Annotated in this window: 18 protein-coding genes; 17 read left to right on the plus strand and 1 reads right to left on the minus strand. The window is 67.1% G+C overall.

From position 1 onward, the window contains the following. Positions 1 to 70: 70 nt before the first annotated feature. The 5 genes from ACWDPV_RS16870 (at position 71) to ACWDPV_RS16890 (ending at position 5,915) form a co-directional block, all read left to right on the plus strand. Complete coding sequence (locus tag ACWDPV_RS16870; RefSeq protein WP_449743933.1) at positions 71 to 478, plus strand: hypothetical protein; 408 nt, start codon at positions 71 to 73, stop codon at positions 476 to 478. A gap of 150 nt (positions 479 to 628) precedes the next feature. Further along, a complete protein-coding gene (gene nadA, locus ACWDPV_RS16875; protein WP_449743934.1) occupies positions 629 to 1,702 on the plus strand; it encodes a quinolinate synthase NadA in 1,074 nt (357 codons plus the stop codon). Positions 1,703 to 1,706: 4 nt separating this feature from the next. Beyond that, positions 1,707 to 2,624 (plus strand): carboxylating nicotinate-nucleotide diphosphorylase, encoded by a 918-nt coding sequence (gene nadC / locus ACWDPV_RS16880; protein ID WP_449743935.1) that lies wholly within the window; start codon positions 1,707 to 1,709, stop codon positions 2,622 to 2,624. Positions 2,625 to 2,691: 67 nt separating this feature from the next. Continuing rightward, entirely contained in the window at positions 2,692 to 3,258 is a 567-nt protein-coding gene (locus ACWDPV_RS16885; protein ID WP_449744017.1) for a DUF3885 domain-containing protein, read from the plus strand. Between the two features lie 425 nt (positions 3,259 to 3,683). Next, positions 3,684 to 5,915, plus strand: a complete 2,232-nt coding sequence (locus ACWDPV_RS16890; RefSeq protein WP_348804031.1) for an HNH endonuclease signature motif containing protein — start codon at positions 3,684 to 3,686, stop codon at positions 5,913 to 5,915. Positions 5,916 to 6,188: 273 nt separating this feature from the next. On the opposite strand, the gene ACWDPV_RS16895 is transcribed toward ACWDPV_RS16890, so the two are convergent. After that, entirely contained in the window at positions 6,189 to 7,448 is a 1,260-nt protein-coding gene (locus ACWDPV_RS16895; protein WP_348804030.1) for a DUF4303 domain-containing protein, read from the minus strand. A gap of 213 nt (positions 7,449 to 7,661) precedes the next feature. On the opposite strand from ACWDPV_RS16895, the gene hisD reads away from it, so the two are divergent. The 12 genes from hisD (at position 7,662) to ACWDPV_RS16955 (ending at position 17,226) form a co-directional block, all read left to right on the plus strand. Next, entirely contained in the window at positions 7,662 to 9,008 is a 1,347-nt protein-coding gene (gene hisD / locus ACWDPV_RS16900) for a histidinol dehydrogenase (RefSeq protein WP_449743936.1), read from the plus strand. Beyond that, entirely contained in the window at positions 9,005 to 10,144 is a 1,140-nt protein-coding gene (locus ACWDPV_RS16905) for a histidinol-phosphate transaminase (protein WP_449743937.1), read from the plus strand. Before hisD ends, ACWDPV_RS16905 begins: the two co-directional genes overlap by 4 nt. A gap of 33 nt (positions 10,145 to 10,177) precedes the next feature. Then, on the plus strand, positions 10,178 to 10,798 hold the full coding sequence (gene hisB, locus ACWDPV_RS16910; RefSeq protein WP_449744018.1) for an imidazoleglycerol-phosphate dehydratase HisB: 621 nt from the start codon (positions 10,178 to 10,180) through the stop codon (positions 10,796 to 10,798). 25 nt (positions 10,799 to 10,823) lie between these two features. Further along, complete coding sequence (gene hisH / locus ACWDPV_RS16915) at positions 10,824 to 11,465, plus strand: imidazole glycerol phosphate synthase subunit HisH (RefSeq protein WP_449743938.1); 642 nt, start codon at positions 10,824 to 10,826, stop codon at positions 11,463 to 11,465. Continuing rightward, positions 11,462 to 11,740 (plus strand): hypothetical protein, encoded by a 279-nt coding sequence (locus tag ACWDPV_RS16920; RefSeq protein ID WP_449743939.1) that lies wholly within the window; start codon positions 11,462 to 11,464, stop codon positions 11,738 to 11,740. Before hisH ends, ACWDPV_RS16920 begins: the two co-directional genes overlap by 4 nt. A gap of 74 nt (positions 11,741 to 11,814) precedes the next feature. Next, complete coding sequence (gene priA, locus ACWDPV_RS16925) at positions 11,815 to 12,558, plus strand: bifunctional 1-(5-phosphoribosyl)-5-((5-phosphoribosylamino)methylideneamino)imidazole-4-carboxamide isomerase/phosphoribosylanthranilate isomerase PriA (protein ID WP_449743940.1); 744 nt, start codon at positions 11,815 to 11,817, stop codon at positions 12,556 to 12,558. Beyond that, on the plus strand, positions 12,555 to 13,442 hold the full coding sequence (locus ACWDPV_RS16930; RefSeq protein WP_449743941.1) for an inositol monophosphatase family protein: 888 nt from the start codon (positions 12,555 to 12,557) through the stop codon (positions 13,440 to 13,442). Before priA ends, ACWDPV_RS16930 begins: the two co-directional genes overlap by 4 nt. Further along, positions 13,439 to 14,239 carry an imidazole glycerol phosphate synthase subunit HisF gene (gene hisF / locus ACWDPV_RS16935; RefSeq protein ID WP_348804021.1) on the plus strand — a complete coding sequence of 267 codons (801 nt, stop codon included), beginning with the start codon at positions 13,439 to 13,441 and terminating at the stop codon, positions 14,237 to 14,239. The genes ACWDPV_RS16930 and hisF overlap by 4 nt, the downstream gene beginning before the upstream one ends. A gap of 3 nt (positions 14,240 to 14,242) precedes the next feature. Continuing rightward, complete coding sequence (gene hisI / locus ACWDPV_RS16940) at positions 14,243 to 14,653, plus strand: phosphoribosyl-AMP cyclohydrolase (RefSeq protein WP_449743942.1); 411 nt, start codon at positions 14,243 to 14,245, stop codon at positions 14,651 to 14,653. A 2-nt stretch (positions 14,654 to 14,655) separates the two neighbouring features. Next, positions 14,656 to 14,835: a tautomerase family protein gene (locus tag ACWDPV_RS16945; RefSeq protein WP_348804019.1), complete on the plus strand. Its 180-nt coding sequence runs from the start codon at positions 14,656 to 14,658 to the stop codon at positions 14,833 to 14,835. Next, positions 14,832 to 16,433 carry an anthranilate synthase component I gene (locus ACWDPV_RS16950; protein WP_348808078.1) on the plus strand — a complete coding sequence of 534 codons (1,602 nt, stop codon included), beginning with the start codon at positions 14,832 to 14,834 and terminating at the stop codon, positions 16,431 to 16,433. The genes ACWDPV_RS16945 and ACWDPV_RS16950 overlap by 4 nt, the downstream gene beginning before the upstream one ends. Then, positions 16,426 to 17,226, plus strand: a complete 801-nt coding sequence (locus ACWDPV_RS16955; RefSeq protein WP_449743943.1) for a TIGR02234 family membrane protein — start codon at positions 16,426 to 16,428, stop codon at positions 17,224 to 17,226. Before ACWDPV_RS16950 ends, ACWDPV_RS16955 begins: the two co-directional genes overlap by 8 nt. Positions 17,227 to 17,321 lie beyond the last annotated feature (95 nt).

Raw genomic sequence — 17,321 nt, forward strand, 5'->3', positions numbered from 1 at the left:
AGCGGGGGTTTCTTCTGCTACTGCGGTGCGTTATGAACGCTACGGAGCGAAACGATCGCGCAAACGCGTAGTGGACTACTTGGAATGCGCTTGGAACTACTCGACCCCGCGTTCGCACCCGCGCGACCAGCCGGATCCCGCCACGGCACTGACAGCGCTCGCCACGGCACTGACAGCGCTCGCCACGACGTTGACAGCGCTCGCCACGGCACTGACAGCGCTCTCGCTGGCACTGACGGCGCTCGCCACGACGTTAAGAGCGCTCGCCACGGCACTGACGGCGCTCGCCACGACGTTGACAGCGCTCGCCACGGCACTGACGGCGCTCTCGCTGGCACTGACGGCGCTCGCCACGACGTTAAGAGCGCTCGCCACGGCACTGACGGCGCTCGCCACGACGTTGGCAGCGCCGTGCGCCACGTTGACAGCGCTCGCCAAGACCTCGTGTTGTCGCTGTTCGGGCGCTTCGTCACCGTGAAGCGGCGCGGCGGCATCGGGCCGGAATGTCCGCGCGCGTGCCGGTGTTACGATCATCACCAGGTTTTCGATCACTAGTCGAAAACCGGCTCGAGGCGCAGACCGCGCCGAGACCACGCCGCCGCCCGGCGGCAGGGAGATGGAGTGGCAGATGAGCATCACCAGCGACCGCGCCGCGGTGACTGACGCGACCCTGATAGACGCACCGGGTCTCATCGATGCGCAATGGGTCGACGGCCCCGGTGGCTACTCGGGTGTCGAGCCGACCCCGGAGTGGGCAGAGGAGATCCGTCGCCTCGCACGCGCGCGCAACGCGACCCTGCTGGCGCACAACTACGAACTGCCGGCGATCCAGGACGTCGCCGACCACGTCGGTGACTCCCTCGCTCTCTCACGCATCGCGGCCGAGGTCGACTCCGACGAGATCGTCTTCTGTGGGGTGCACTTCATGGCCGAGACCGCCAAGATCCTGAGCCCCGACAAGCGGGTTCTGATTCCCGACGCCCGCGCCGGGTGCTCGCTCGCCGACTCGATCACCGCCGACGAACTGCGCGAGTGGAAGGACGAGTTCCCCGACGCCGTCGTGGTGTCCTATGTGAACACCACCGCAGAGGTGAAGGGACTCACCGACATCTGCTGCACCTCGTCCAACGCCGTCGACGTCGTCGCCTCCATCGACCCCGACCGTGACGTCCTATTCCTGCCGGATCAGTTCCTCGGCGCACACGTTAAGCGCGAGACCGGCCGCGACAACATCCACATCTGGGCCGGCGAATGTCACGTCCACGCCGGCATCAACGGCGACGAGCTCACCGAGCAGGCGGCCGCCCATCCCGATGCCGATCTGTTCATCCACCCCGAATGTGGTTGTGCCACTTCGGCTCTCTATCTGGCCGGTGAGGGTGCGGTGCCCGATGACCGCGTCAAGATCCTCTCCACCGGCGGAATGATCGACGCCGCCCGCGAGACCGGCGCCAAGCAGGTTCTCGTCGCGACAGAGATCGGCATGCTGCACCAGTTGCGCAAGGCGGCCCCGGGTATCGACTTCCAGGCGGTCAACGATCGCGCATCGTGCCCGTACATGAAGATGATCACGCCGGCCGCGCTGCTGCGCGCGCTGCGTGAGGGTCGCGACGAGGTGTTCGTCGCCGACGACGTCGCCGAGCGCGCTCGTCGCAGCGTCGAGCGGATGATCGCCATCGGTCATCCCGGTTCGGGTGAATAGGGCTGTGTCGCAAAATAGTTCATCGTCGCAGGGATTCGTCGGCCAACTCGTCGCCGACGACAACCTCGACCTCGCCATCACCGACGAGGTCCGTGCACTGATCCGCACGGCGCTCGACGAGGACCTGCGCTACGGCCCGGACGTCACCACCGCGGCGACGGTCCCCGCCGATGCGGTGACCGACGCCGCGGTCGTCAGTCGCGCCCACGGCGTGGTGGCAGGCCTACCGGTGGTGGTGGCGGTACTCGACGAGGTCATCGGGTTCGGTGCCTACGAGGTCACCGCGCAGGTGGCCGATGGCACTCGGGTCGCGCCCGGCGACACCGTCCTTGCCGTTCGTGCGCCCACCGCACCGTTGCTGACCGCAGAGCGCACGGCACTGAATCTGGCGTGTCACCTGTCCGGTATCGCCACCGCGACCGCCCACTGGGTCGACGCCATCGCCGGAACCGCCGCCAGGGTTCGCGACTCGCGAAAGACACTGCCCGGCTTGCGTTATCTGCAGAAGTACGCGGTGCGCGCAGGCGGGGGAGTCAACCACCGGATGGGTCTCGGCGATGCCGCCCTCATCAAGGACAATCACGTCGCCGCCGCGGGATCGGTGAGTGCGGCGCTGGCCGCCGTGCGATCGGCCGCCCCGGATCTGCCGGTGGAGGTCGAGGTCGATTCGCTCGACCAACTCGACGAGGTGCTCGCATTCGAGCCGCAGTTGGTGCTGTTGGACAACTTCGAGTTGTGGGCGACCCAGATGGCGGTGTCGCGTCGTAACAACCGGTCACCGCAGACGAAGCTGGAGTCGTCAGGAGGCCTGACGCTCGATCAGGCCGCCGACTATGCCCGTACCGGCGTCGACTATCTGGCGGTCGGTGGGCTCACCCACTCGGTGATCGCACTCGACCTCGGCCTCGACATCCCGAGCTGACGCCGTCGCGCGTCGATCAACGGCAAGGGCGCAGAACATCGGCGGTGTCGTGGCCGACTTCGACGACATGTGGCGTTCGAGACGAGGAGACCTGGAGCCGATCAGGTATCTGCTTCGATACCGGGTTGGGGACACCTGGGTGCGGTTCCACACGCTGCCGGGCGCCAAACGGTTCCCGCGCAACGACGCCGAGCGTCGCACGGTGTTCTCCCGGCACCGGGCAGTGCTGTCCGAATTGTGTTCGGTGACAGCAACATCGCCGCAGGATCTCCGTGTCATGACAAGCGGATGGTCGTCGTCGCCGGAACCCGCCGGCCGTTCCACCCGGCTTGTCGCGGCATTCGGTGAATCCGCGTACTGGCGCTCACTGCTCGTGGACGACGACACGGATCACCAATGGTGGCAGCACATCTACATCGGAACGTCCACGCTGGGGTCCCCGCGGTTGCGTGCGCTGTTGAGGTTGGTTGCCGACGACCGTGCCGGAGACGTCGTCATCACCTCGACGGGTGCGGAGTGGCTCTATCACCCCTATGACGGTGGCGGCGACGTGATAGCACCGACGCAAGCCATTCGGGACGGGCTGCGCGACAAGTTCTTTCGATGGCTGCCACCGAATGCCGAGGGTTTGTAGTCGTCTCTCACTCCGACACTGTCGTCAGCGCGACCACCGGGCCGTTGATGTTGTAGGTGTGTACCTGGCTGCTCAGTGCGCGAACGGTCGTCACGTCGACTGCGTACAGGTGCCGACCGTCGGGACGGTCGAGAGCCGATCCCGCCAGTCGAGAGCCGATCCCGCCGGTCGAGCACCCCTCATTCCGGCCCGGTCGAGCAGCCCCATTCCGCCGGTCGAGCACCCCTTTTCGTTGGTCGAGCCGGTCCGGAGCGCTAGCGGAGGACTGTGTCGAGACCTCGCAAGCCGACGCTGAAAACCCAACCACCCCAAACACACTCACCTTTGCACAACCTGTGTATAGAAAACACTTGCGATTCGTGTTTAAGTGGGGTTATAATAGAACAGATACGCTACACGGCATTCTCGGGGGAGGTGACATCAGCATGACAGACACCACCGACAGTCCCATGTCACGACCACTGCAACTGATGCACCAACTCTCCGAGATCTTGGACGAGTTGGCCCAGACTCCGATGACCGCCTGCTCGGACACCGAAGTCATCGAGGCGGCGAAACTGTCCGAACAGATCGCGACCCGCACCCACTTCCAAGGTGATCGGGCGATCCTGGAAATCTCGGATCGCAGTGTGCACCGCAAGGTCGGCAAAGTCAGCCTGTCGAACTTTCTGAACTTCGATCTGCGGATCGCGCAACCCACCATGCGCATCGCGCACATGAAAGCCACCGCCCGATTCCACGGGCTGACCGGACAACCGGAGGAACCGAAGTTCCCCACCCTGTCCAAAGCATATGAGCAGGGCCTGATCGGCCACACCCACCTCTCGGCGGCGTTGGAAGCCCTGGACAAGATCCCGGGCGCCGTTCCGCATGACAAGAAGGTCGCCGCCGAAGAAACCCTGGGTGAGAAAGCCACCGAACACATTCCAGCCGACATCACCAAGATGGGTGCCCGGATCCTGGCGCACCTCGATCCCGATGGACAGTTGGTGGAGGAGAAAGAACGCCAACAGCGTCGCAACCTGTGGATCAACCAGTCCCGGGTCGATGGGATGGCGAAACTCAACGGGCATCTCCCGCCGGTCACCCGGGCTCTGTGGGACACCATGCTCGACGCCTGGGCCAAACCCGGGATGAATAGTCTCAGCGATCCGGAATCGCCGACCGGTGCGATCGGTGACGCCGACCCCGACGTGTTGGCTGCGGCGGTCAAACGTGACGACCGTTCTCAGGCGCAACGCAATCTTGATGCGATGCACATGTTGTTGGTGTCGGCGATGAAAGAAGGCGTCCTCGGCAAAACGCATCGAGGCCTGCCCGTGGCGTTGATCGCGAAAGCGTCCGTGACGGATCTGCTGGCCGGGGCCGGATATGCCACCACGGCATCTGGTTCGACGATTCCCATTCCTGATTTGCTGAGTGCGTTGGGAGACATCGAAGATCCCACCGATGTGCAGCAGTTCCTGGCGGTGTTCTCCGACGCCATCGACCTGCCCCTGTATCTCGGGCGGTCCCGACGCCTGGCGTCGACCGAGCAGCGGATCGCGTCGTTCTCCCGCACCGGCGGTGAAGTGTGCTCGTTCCCCGGGTGTGGGCAACCCGCGTCGCGTTCGGAAATGCATCACGCCAAAGAGGACTGGGCTGATGGCGGGAAAACCGACATCAGCGATTTGGCGCCGGCGTGTGGGCCGCACAACCGGATGGTCGGCCCGAAACCCGGCCAGTACACCACCGGCATCTACGAAGACGGGCCGCTCGCCGGACGGTGCTGGTGGCAACTCAACGCCGAACCCGGCATGCCGGCAAACCCGAAGATCGTCAACGACCACCCCGACATCACCGCCCTGTACGAGGAGAAACTCGACCAGATCCGCGAACAGATCCACGGCGACATCGTCGCCGATTGTGGTGCCGGCGCAACCGAACCCGCAGACACCGACGCGGTTGACGCCGACACCGTCGATGCCGAAACTGCTGACATCGAAGCCGACGTCGCTGACGCGGAGGATGAGGCCGAGTCGGTCCATACCGACATCGACGAACCGGCCGATCCCGACGACGAGGACACCGCGTCGCCGTTCGTGGACGCCGAAATCTCGTCCGATCGTGGTGTCTCGAGTGACTATCCGGCTCCGGCTGCCGACTCCTCGAGCATCGACGACAGCATCGACATCGCAGACAGCGTCGACCAAGACGCCGATCATGAGTCCGGCGTCACTGACCGGCCCGACCCAGCCGTCGACGAATATGGTTCGGGCGCAGACCAATTCGATCCGGTCGAGCCTCAACCACCCGACCAGCAGGACAGGCCCGGCGCCATAGGCGACGAGCACTCTGACGAACCTGGTGTCACCGACACCGGGGAGATCGACCTGGTCATCTTCGACGGGGACGGTGTTCCGATCACCGACGATCCCGACGACCCTGCTGCCGCTGCCGGGATGGATCGTGCCTCGCGTACCCGGATTCGTGTCCGCGACACGACCAGCGAAGGACAGCCCCGCGAGCGCCGCATCCGTGATGGCGGCATCCGTACCAGCGACGCCGACCGTGAACGTGAGCTTGAGGAACTGGCCGCCATCGGCATGAACCCTCGTAACAGCCGGATCGAACGTGTCCTGGCAGCCCGGCTTCACTACCGGCTCGACACCTCCTGAAGCAGCCCGCCCACCGGTACTGGCCGGGCCGCACTGCCACAGAAACGTTGTGGCGGTGGGAAGTTCCGGCCTTTCCTTGCGAGGTCTCGACACGGGCTTCGCTAGCGCTCCGCCCGGCTCGACCAACGTGTGGTGCGGCTCGACCGACGGGTTGGGCCTCGACCTCGATCTCGACAACCTCGGCCCGGCGGACACGGCTCGTAGCTTCGACGGAGCTCACGCAAGGCCATCGCTCCGGTCGGCTCGACCAGCCGGGAAGGCGGTTCGTCCTTGTCACGTCCGGCGGTCGGCAAAGATGCTTCGGAGGAGTGGCACTCGGTTGGCGATCTCCGGATCGGGATCGTTCTCCAACTCGGCGAGGGAGTCGAGAAAGCGTTGTCGTCCGGCATCGTCGAGCGGTGCGTACAACAAGGTGAAGGCGGCATGCCGTCGGATGATCGCCCAAGGAGAGCGTAGACCGTCAAATAGGGCGGCGACATCGCCCACCGGCACCTCGTGATGTCTGGTCACGCCAGTGCCCATCACGCTCACGAGCGCCCGCTCGATCTCCGGATGCGCAGTGAGGGCCGCCTCGAGCGGCCGATAGTCCAGCGGATGATCGGGATCGAGGGCGCGGTAAGGCCCATCGAAGACGTTGTATGCGCCGGGATTGAGCGAGTCGAATTGCGCCACAACGATGTCCGCGTGACCCAGCGTCACGAGCGGGCCCGCCGACCACCGTGATGCGGACTCATCGTCACGGGCAGCGCGCATCCTCGACGTCAGATACTCGACAACGTCGGGGCGGCTGACGCGTATGCGGTCGATGACGAACATCCACTGCCACTCCGGGACATCCGTCGTCTCGCGAATGCAGCGCATGATCGCGTCGAGAACGAGGTCGGGTTCGGCGCGACCGAGAGCGATCAACGCCTCGTGCGACTCCTCCCAACCCAACGGGGCATCACTGCTCGTCGCATCCGCGATCAACAGATCGCACCACTCACGGACCTGTTCACTCACCGGGAGTCCGGCGATACGATCGCGTTCGGCCTGCGCGGCGTCGAGATGCGGGAAGTGGCGTCGGAGTTGAGCCTTGCTGATGCACTTGGCGACAAGTTCCTCGGCCTCATCGACCGCGACCACGAGACACGTCTTGTCGACCACACCGTCGGCCAACAGTTGCTTGCGCGCCGACTTACATGCCGCGATCACAGACCGATAAAAGCGGGCCTCGACCCTGTCGAAGTGATCGTCATCGCCGGCTCGGGCCATTTCCGACAACGTCTCGCTCCACTGTTCGTCCTCATCGGAGGGTTCGCGAGACCAGTCCCAGTCGTAGGGATGCCACCGCACGTCGGGGTCGGTGGCCTGCGCAGACTCCTCGCTCGCCACCCCGAGCAACGGCCAGGCGATTGTCTCGCCGTCGGCATAGAACCCGAAGACCGCAACTCCATAGATCGCTTCGCCGGGACGTTCATCCCGAAACTCGGACACCGCTCGCACGATCGCGAGTCGGATGTGATCGGTCAGCCCCACCCAATCGAATGTCACGCGACGAGCGTAGCGGCGCGCACGGTGGGTCCGTGTCGGTGAAAGAGATGATGAAGGGCGAGCCACGTTGAGGCCGGTGGTTCGGATGTGACGAGAGGCATGAAAGTTATCCGCCATCCGTCATGAATCCGAGCCGCAGGTGTGGCGTGAAACCCGCTGGCCTGCGACCCGTATCCTGGATGGGTAAATCCACCAGCCGACCAGGAGTGACCCATGCTCGCCCGAACCGACCTGCGCGGAAGCGCGCCGACGCTCGCCGAACTGCGTCGCGCGCTGCCTCGCGGGGGCACCGACGTCAATGCCGTACTCGACACGGTGGCGCCGGTGGTGCATGCGGTCGCCGACCTCGGAGCCGATGGCGCGCTGGACTACGGGCACAAGTTCGACGGGGTCCGCCCGGCATCGGTGCGCGTACCCGCGCAGGTGATCGCCGACGCACTCGATCGTCTCGATCCGACGGTCGCCGACGCGCTGCGGGAATCCATCACCCGGGCGCGGCTCGTCCACGCCGATCAGCGTCGCGAGACCACCCGCACCGAGGTCGTCGACGGTGGGATCGTGAGCGAAAAGTGGATTCCGGTCCGTCGCGTCGGCCTCTATGTTCCCGGCGGCAACGCCGTGTATCCGTCTTCGGTGATCATGAACGTCGTGCCGGCGCAGGAGGCGGGAGTCGGATCACTCGTGGTCGCCTCGCCGCCGCAGAAGGACTTCGGTGGATGGCCGCATCCGACGATTCTCGCCGCCTGCGCATTGCTCGGCGTCGACGAGGTGTGGGCGGTCGGCGGCGCGCAGGGCGTCGCGTTGCTGGCCTACGGCGGCACCGACACCGACGCGGCCGACGAACCGGGTGGTGTCCTCGACCCGGTCGACCTCATCACCGGTCCCGGCAACATCTACGTGACCGCGGCCAAGCGTTTGTGCCGCGGCGTCGTCGGCATCGACGCCGAGGCCGGTCCCACCGAGATCGCGATTCTCGCCGACGCCACCGCGGTTCCCGCGCTGGTCGCCGCCGACCTCATCAGTCAGGCCGAACACGACGTGCTGGCCGCCTCGGTGCTCGTCACCGACAGTGCCGAGCTCGCCGACGCCGTCGACGAGGCCCTGGAAACCCAAGTGGCGCAGACCAAGCACCGCGAGCGCGTGACAACAGCGTTGTCCGGCAAGCAATCCGGGATCGTCCTGGTCGACGACGTCGAGGCCGGTCTCGCGGTGGTCGACGCCTACGCCGCCGAACATCTGGAGATCCAGACCGCCGACGCCGCCGCGGTCGCCGATCGCGTGCACAACGCGGGAGCGATCTTCGTCGGCAACTACGCGCCGGTGAGCCTCGGCGATTACTGTGCGGGCTCCAATCACGTTCTGCCGACCTCGGGTTCGGCCCGATTCGCCTCCGGACTGTCGGTGCAGACCTTCCTGCGTGGCGTGCACGTCATCGACTACGACGAGGCCGCGCTGCGTGACGTCGCAAGCAAGGTGGTCACCCTCGCGCAGGCCGAAGACCTTCCGGCGCACGGGGATGCCATCACCCGCCGGTTCTCGACCGAGGGGTCCGTGCGATGACGGCAGTCAGCGATCCGCAGACGCCGGGCGCATCGATCACCGTCGCCGATCTGCCGTTGCGTGACAATCTCCGCGGTAAAACTGCTTATGGCGCACCGCAATTAAAGGTGCCGGTCATTCTCAACACCAACGAGAATCCGCACCCGCCGTCGCCGGCCCTGATCGACGACGTCGCCGAGTCGGCACGGGCCGCCGCCACCGAACTGCACCGGTACCCCGACCGCGACGCTATTGCCCTGCGCACCGAACTGGCCGACTATCTCAGTGCCGCCACCGGTGTTCGGCTGAACGTGAACAACCTCTGGGCCGCCAACGGTTCCAACGAGATCCTGCAGCAACTGCTGCAGGCCTTCGGCGGGCCCGGGCGCAGCGCGGTCGGCTTCGTGCCGAGTTACTCCATGCACCCGATCATCTCCGACGGCACCGATACCACGTGGCTCGAGGCCAAGCGCAACGCCGACTTCTCCCTCGACATCGACTACGCGGTCGCCGAGATCACCGCTCGCCGCCCCGACGTCGTGTTCGTGACCTCACCCAACAACCCGACCGGGGCATCCATCCCGAACGAGGGACTGCGGGCGATCGTGGAGGCCGCGCCCGGCATCGTCATCGTCGACGAGGCCTACGGAGAGTTCTCCGAACAGCCCAGCGCCACCGAACTCATCGACGAATTCCCGGCCAAGGTGGTGGTCAGCCGCACCATGAGCAAGGCGTTCGCCTTCGCCGGTGGGCGCCTCGGTTACCTTGCCGCGTCACCGGCCATCGTGGAGGCCCTGCAGTTGGTGCGCCTGCCGTATCACCTGTCGGTCCTCACCCAGGCCGCCGCGCGAGCCGCGCTGCGTCACAGCGACGACACCCTCGCCGGCGTCGCGAAGATCATCGCCGAACGCAGGCGGGTCGTCGGCGAGCTCGAGGCCGCCGGCTTCGACGTCATCGACTCCGACGCCAACTTCGTGCTGTTCGGCCGGTTCGCCGACGCCCCCGCGTCTTGGCAGCGTTACCTCGACGACGGGGTGTTGATCCGCGATGTGTCGATTCCGGGCTATTTGCGTGTCACCATCGGACTGCGCGACGAGAACGACGCCTTCCTCGACGTCAGTCGCCGTCTGGCCGCCACCGATCTGGAGAATGGGTAAGTGACAGTGCAGGATTCGACCACCTCGTCGGCGATGCAGCCGGCGCCGCGCATCGCACGTGTCGAGCGGGCCACCAAGGAGTCCTCGATCACCGTCGAACTCAACCTCGACGGCACCGGCAAGACCGACATCTCCACCGGGATCGCCTTCTTCGACCACATGCTGAACGCCTTCGGCCAGCACGGCAGTTTCGACCTGACCGTGGCGGCCCAGGGCGACGTCGACGTCGAGGGCCACCACACGATCGAGGACACCGCGATCGTCCTCGGTCAGGCCCTCGGCCAGGCCCTCGGTGACAAGAAGGGCATCCGCCGGTTCGGCGACTGCTTCATCCCGATGGACGAAACCCTCGCCCACGCCGTGGTCGACGTGTCCGGCCGGCCGTATTGCGTGCACACCGGCGAACCCGATCATCTGCTGACCGCGGTGATCGGCGGCTACCCGGGTGTGCCGTACTCGACGGTCATCAATCGGCACGTCTTCGAGTCGATCGCCCTCAACGCCCGGATCGCCCTGCACGTGCGGGTGCTCTACGGCCGCGATCAGCACCACATCACCGAGGCCGAGTTCAAGGCCGTCGCCCGCGCGCTGCGCGAGGCCACCGAGTACGACCCGCGCACCTCGGGTGTGCCGTCGACCAAGGGGGCCCTGTGAGCGCAGCGAACGAAGGAGTGTCACTGTGAGCGGCCCCGACGTCGTCGTCCTCGACTACGGCTCCGGCAACCTCCGGTCGGCGCACCGGGCCCTCGAACGCGTCGGCGCCCAGGTCACCGTGACCAGCGACTTCGACGCCGCGCTCAACGCCACCGGACTCGTCGTTCCCGGCGTGGGTGCATTCGCGGCCTGCATGGAGGGTCTGCGGGCGGTCAAGGGCGATCGGATCGTGGGACGCCGCCTCGCCGGTGGCCGCCCGGTGCTGGGGATCTGCGTGGGCATGCAGATCCTCTTCGAGCAGGGTGTGGAGTTCGGCGTCGAGGCGGACGGGTGCGGCGAGTGGCCGGGCGCGGTCACCCGGTTGCCGGCGCCGGTGTTGCCGCACATGGGCTGGAACACCGTCGACGCCCCCGACGACTCCGTACTGTTCCACGGCCTCGACGCCGATACCCGTTTCTACTTCGTGCACTCCTACGCCGCGCAGACCTGGGAGATGGACAACGACGGCACCGCCCTGCGGGCACCGAAGCTGACCTGGGGGGACTACGGCGGCAAGTTCCTTGCCGCCGTCGAGAACGGACCGCTGAGCGCCACCCAGTTCCATCCGGAGAAGTCCGGTGACGCCGGTGCCCAGCTGCTCCGCAACTGGATCGAGAGTCTGTCATGACCGAATCTCCCAAGACCCCCGGCACTCCGGCGGAGGAGTACCGCTTCTCCTACGGGCGGTTCGTCGTCTACGTGCTCGGTGCCGGCGCCATCGTCCTGGTGCTGTTCATTCCGATCATCCTCGGCATGGCCAAGTGGAACCCGACGGCCGGGCTCGTCTCCGCCCTGGTCGCGGTGCTGGCCATGATCGCCGCGATCGGATTCACCTCCCGCTATCAGATCGGCAAGGCGGAGAAGGCGATTCGCGCTTCACGCGGCGAAGGTCCACCGGACTAGGCGACGCCGCACCAGCCAACGGTCGGATTCTCGACCCGCTCCGGATACTCAACACAAAGGACTCACCAACTTCCATGGGAACCACTCTCGAACTGCTGCCCGCCGTCGACGTCGCCGACGGGCAGGCCGTACGCCTGGTGCAGGGCGCCGCCGGCACCGAAACCTCCTACGGCTCACCGCGTGAGGCCGCACTCGCCTGGCAGCGGGACGGCGCCGAGTGGATCCACCTCGTCGATCTGGATGCCGCGTTCGGTCGCGGCAACAATCGCGACCTGCTCGCCGAGGTCGTCGGCGAACTGGACGTGAAGGTCGAACTGTCCGGCGGTATCCGCGACGACGATTCCCTCGACGCCGCGCTGGCGACCGGCTGCACCCGGGTCAACCTCGGAACCGCCGCCCTCGAGAATCCGCAGTGGTGTGCCCGCGCGATCGACAAGTACGGCGATCGCATTGCCGTGGGCCTCGACGTGATCCGGGAGGGCAACTCCTACCGGCTCCGGGGACGCGGCTGGGTCACCGACGGTGGTGACCTGTGGGAGGTCCTGGAACGTCTCAACGGTGATGGATGCGCCCGCTACGTCGTCACCGACGTGTCCAAGGACGGCACCCTCGCCGGCCCCAACCTCGAATTGCTCGCCGAGGTGGCCGCCGCGACCGACGCGCCGATCGTCGCCTCCGGTGGCGTGTCCGCGCTCGACGACCTCGTCGCGATCTCCGGGCTGGTCGATCAGGGCGTCGAAGGCGCCATCGTCGGCAAGGCCCTCTACGCCGGGCGGTTCACCCTGCCCGAGGCGCTGACGGCGGTCGGCGGCCGGTGACCGGAGGCGCCGACCTGGATCTGCCGCGACTGCTCGACGTCGCCGGCACGATCCTCGACGGAGTCGGTGATCAGTTCGTCGCGGGTCTGGGTGCCCCGAGCGCGGTCCGCAAGGGCGACACCGATTTCGCCACCCAGGTGGATCTCGATCTGGAACGCCGGATCTCTGGCGAACTGGCGCAGCGCACCGGAATCGGCGTCCACGGTGAGGAATTCGGTGGTCCTCCGGTCGACGAGGGCGCCGTCTGGGTTCTCGACCCGGTGGATGGCACCTACAACTACTCGTCGGGGATTCCGCTGACCGGGATTCTGCTGGCCCTGCTCGTCGACGGCCAGAGCGTCCTTGGGCTGACCTGGTTGCCGCTGACCGGTCAGCGGTTCGCCGGGTACGCCGGCGGCCGGCTCCTGTGTGACGGCGAACCGGTCGACGCGCGACCGCCGGAGTCGTTGTCGCAGTCGGCGATCGGCTTCGGACCGTTCAACGTGGGGCACGGTGGGCGTTATCCCGGGGCACTCCGCGCCGATCTGATCCGCGCGCTGTCCGGGCGGGTGGCGCGGCTGCGGATGACCGGAAGCACCGGAATCGACATGGCGTATGCCGCGACGGGCGCGTTCGGTGCATCCATCGCCTTCGGACGTCACCCGTGGGACAACGCCGCCGGGGCGGCGCTGGTGCGCTGCGCCGGGGGAGTGGCCACCGATCTGTCCGGGGCGGACTGGACGGTCGCCTCGCCGTCGCTGGTGGCCGGCGCCCCCGGAATTCACCGGGAGGTGATGGCCGTTGTGAACGAGGTGTTCGGCGTGGACCGGCTCGACACCGCCGGCTCGGCTCAGGCGCAGTCGCACGAGAAGGCGCCAACGCAAACGAAGGAGCAGAGCTCATGACCTTGGCGGTTCGTGTCATTCCCTGCCTGGACGTCGACGACGGCCGGGTGGTCAAGGGCGTCAACTTCCAGAACCTGCGTGATGCCGGTGACCCGGTCGAACTGGCGGCGCGCTACGACGCCGAGGGCGCCGACGAACTCACCTTTCTCGACGTCACCGCGTCGAGTTCGGGACGGTCGACGATGATCGAGGTGGTCGGGCGCACCGCCGAGCAGATCTTTATCCCGCTCACCGTCGGCGGCGGAATCCGGACCGTCGACGATGTCGACACCATGTTGCGTGCCGGCGCCGACAAGGTCAGCGTCAACACCGCCGCGATCGCACGCCCGGAGGTGCTCGCCGAGATGAGCCGCCGCTTCGGGTCGCAGTGCATCGTGCTGTCGGTGGATGCCCGGACCGTGCCCGCCGACGGCGCACCCACCCCGTCCGGCTGGGAGGTCACCACCCACGGCGGCCGGAAGGGCACCGGCATCGACGCCGTCGAATGGGCCCGGCGCGGACAGGAATTGGGCGTCGGGGAGATCCTGCTGAACTCGATGGACGCCGACGGCACCAAGCAGGGATTCGACCTGCGGATGCTGCGCGCGGTGCGCGCCGCGGTCGACGTGCCGGTCATCGCCAGCGGGGGCGCGGGAAAGGTCGGCGATTTCGCCCCGGCCGTCGAGGCCGGCGCCGACGCGGTTCTGGCCGCCTCGGTGTTCCACTTCGGCGAGCTGACGATCGGCGAGGTGAAGGATGCGATGGCCGCGGAGGGCATCACCATTCGCACCGCACGAGACACCCCGATGGAGGTCTGAGACATGGCGTTACCACCGGAACTGGCGGGCAGGCTCAAGCACAACGCCGACGGTCTCTTCGCGGCCGTCGCCCAGGAACGCGAGACCGGCATCGTGCTGATGGTGGCGTGGATGGACGACGTCGCTCTGGAACGCACCCTGCAGACGCGGCGGGCCACCTACTACTCGCGGTCCCGTCAGGAGTACTGGGTCAAGGGGGAGACCAGCGGGCACACCCAGTCGGTTCACGACGTCCGACTCGACTGTGACGGTGACACCGTCCTGCTCGTCGTCGACCAGGTCGGCGCGGCCTGCCACACCGGCAATCACAGCTGCTTCGACACCGACTCGCTGCTGTCGGAGTTCGCGGCTGTCGAGGCCGGTGGGCCTGAGACAATCGAGGCAGCACACGAAACCACGAAAGGCGGAGGTTAGTCATGCCACTGATCCAGATCTCGCAGACCCCCGGATTGTCGGACCGGGTCAAGCGCGAGACGATCGCCGCGGTCACCGACGCCTATGCCCGTGCCACCGGCAAGAATCCCGATTCGGTGTGGGTCACGATCAACGAGATCCCGCGGGGCCAGTGGGGCGTGGGCGGAGAGCCCCTCGGATGAGCGACACTCCCGCCGACGAGCACGCCGGTTCCCACCGCGCCGGAGCCGATCACGCCACGACCACGACCCTCGCGGAGTTCCTCGACCTCGCCGCCGATCACCGGGTGGTGCCGGTGACCCGCAAGGTGCTGGCCGATTCGGAGACGCCGCTGTCGGCATACCGCAAGCTCGCCGGAGACCGTGAGGGCACGTTCCTGCTGGAGTCCGCGGAGAACGGGCGCAGCTGGTCGCGGTGGTCGTTCATCGGTGCCGGCGCACCGTCGGCGCTGACCGTCGTCGACGGCAAGGCGAGCTGGTGGGGTGCGGTTCCGGCCGGAGCCCCGGTCGACGGCGATCCGCTGACCGTGCTGGCCGAATCGTTGCGTCTGCTGGCCACCGATCCGCTGCCCGACATGCCGCCGCTGACCGGCGGATTCGTCGGGTTCATGGCCTACGACATGGTGCGTCGGTTGGAGCGTCTGCCCGAGACCACCGTCGACGATCTGCATCTGCCCGACCTGATGATGCTGTTGGCCACCGACCTCGCCGCCGTCGATCACCACGAGGGGACGATCACCCTGATCGCCAACGCGGTGAACTGGGACGGTTCCGACGACCGCGTCGAACAGGCCTACGCCGACGCCCTCGAACGTCTCGACCGGATGACCGAGGCCCTCGCCGCCCCTGCCCCCTCGACGGTGTCGTTGTTCGACCACCCGACACCCGACTACCGGGTCCAGCGCAGCCGCGAGGAGTATCACGAGATCGTGCGTGACCTGGTCGGCGAGATCGAGGCCGGTGAGGCGTTCCAGGTGGTGCCGTCGATGCGTTTCGAAATCGACAGCGACGCCGACCCCCTCGACGTGTACCGCGTGCTGCGAGCATCCAATCCCAGCCCGTACATGTATCTGCTGCGCATCCCCGGCATCAACGGCGACCCGTTCACCGTGGTCGGATCCAGCCCGGAGGCCCTGGTCACCGTGAACGACCGCGTCGCCACCACGCACCCGATCGCCGGTACCCGATGGCGTGGCGCGACCGAGGAGGAAGACCAGCTCCTCGGGAAGGGTCTGATCGAGGACGAGAAGGAGAACGCCGAACACCTGATGCTCGTCGATCTCGGCCGCAACGACCTCGGCCGGGTGTGCCGACCGGGCACGGTGAAGGTCAGCGACTACCGGCACATCGAGCGATACAGCCATGTGATGCACCTGGTGTCGACGGTGTCGGGGACCCTGCGCGACGACAAGAACGCACTCGACGCCGTCACCGCCTGCTTCCCCGCGGGAACTCTCACCGGCGCGCCCAAGGTGCGGGCGATGGAACTGATCGACGAACACGAACTCACCCGTCGCGGTCTGTACGGCGGCATCGTCGGCTACCTCGACTTCGCCGGCAACGCCGACACCGCCATCGCCATCCGCACGGCCCTGATGTCGCGGGGACGGGCATACGTGCAGGCCGGCGGTGGCGTGGTGGCCGACTCCGACCCGGACTACGAATACAACGAGGCACGAAACAAGGCGACCGCCGTGCTGAACGCGGTGGCGGCGGCGTCGACGATGCGACGCGTCGGCACCGCCGGCGGCGGCGCCGCGGAGATCTCCGACGATGACTGACGACTCCACACCCACCGATCCGGACGGCACCACCGAACCGGACGGCACCACCGAACCGGCAGGCGCCGCCGACACGGACACGACCGACACCGCCGGCACGACCACCACCCGAGCCGCCCGCGTGCGGCGCACCAAGGTCATCGCGGCGATCCTGCTGGGACTCGGCGCCCTGTTGTTCTGGGTGTCGTCGCGGCTGACGTGGGCGACGGTGTTCGCCGGCGACGGCATGTCCCCGGACCGTTACATGACCGTCAAGGGAGCCGACTGGAGTCCGTGGCTGACCCCGCTGGCACTGGTGTTGCTGGCGGCGATCCTCGCGGCGTTCTCGTTGCGCGGCTGGGGGTTGCGGCTGCTCGCCGTGCTGGTGGCCGTGGGCGGTCTGCTGGCGGCGTTCCCGGCGTTGTCGATGGTGACCAGTTCGTCGGATTCGCTGTATGCGGCGCGGGCAATCGACCTGGCCGACAAGTACGTGGTGCGACTGACCACGACCAACGGCTGGGTTGCCGCGGTCGTCATCGCCGGTACCGTCTGCTGCGTGCTGGCGGGCATTCTGCTGCTGCGCGCCGCCTCGGGCGCGGCGATGTCGTCGAAGTACACCACGCCGGCGGCACGGCGGGAGGAACTCGAACGGGAGATCTTCGCCGAGCACGAACGACGCAAGGCCGCCGCCGATAACGCGGAGGACGCCGACAACTCGGCGACCGACGGCACCGCCGCCACCGGAAAGCAGGCCAACGAACGCATGATGTGGGACGCGCTCGACACCGGCATCGATCCCACCGATCAGCGGTGATGGGCCCGTCCCGCGGCCGATCCGCCTGATGTTCGCCCCGGTCACGATGGCTCCGAGGCGTCCGTCTACCCTGGTGGAGGCAAGATCGTCGAAAG

The organism is Gordonia sp. NPDC003504 (genome assembly GCF_053587995.1).

Coding starts and splice junctions, on each gene's coding strand:
- hisF (WP_348804021.1), top strand. CDS start 13,439: ATGACCTTGGCGGTTCGTGTCATTCCCTGCCTGGACGTCGACGACGGC.
- priA (WP_449743940.1), top strand. CDS start 11,815: ATGGGAACCACTCTCGAACTGCTGCCCGCCGTCGACGTCGCCGACGGG.
- ACWDPV_RS16920 (WP_449743939.1), top strand. CDS start 11,462: ATGACCGAATCTCCCAAGACCCCCGGCACTCCGGCGGAGGAGTACCGC.
- ACWDPV_RS16955 (WP_449743943.1), top strand. CDS start 16,426: ATGACTGACGACTCCACACCCACCGATCCGGACGGCACCACCGAACCG.
- ACWDPV_RS16950 (WP_348808078.1), top strand. CDS start 14,832: ATGAGCGACACTCCCGCCGACGAGCACGCCGGTTCCCACCGCGCCGGA.
- hisI (WP_449743942.1), top strand. CDS start 14,243: ATGGCGTTACCACCGGAACTGGCGGGCAGGCTCAAGCACAACGCCGAC.
- nadA (WP_449743934.1), top strand. CDS start 629: ATGAGCATCACCAGCGACCGCGCCGCGGTGACTGACGCGACCCTGATA.
- hisD (WP_449743936.1), top strand. CDS start 7,662: ATGCTCGCCCGAACCGACCTGCGCGGAAGCGCGCCGACGCTCGCCGAA.
- ACWDPV_RS16905 (WP_449743937.1), top strand. CDS start 9,005: ATGACGGCAGTCAGCGATCCGCAGACGCCGGGCGCATCGATCACCGTC.
- hisB (WP_449744018.1), top strand. CDS start 10,178: ATGCAGCCGGCGCCGCGCATCGCACGTGTCGAGCGGGCCACCAAGGAG.
- ACWDPV_RS16885 (WP_449744017.1), top strand. CDS start 2,692: ATGTGGCGTTCGAGACGAGGAGACCTGGAGCCGATCAGGTATCTGCTT.
- ACWDPV_RS16890 (WP_348804031.1), top strand. CDS start 3,684: ATGACAGACACCACCGACAGTCCCATGTCACGACCACTGCAACTGATG.
- ACWDPV_RS16945 (WP_348804019.1), top strand. CDS start 14,656: ATGCCACTGATCCAGATCTCGCAGACCCCCGGATTGTCGGACCGGGTC.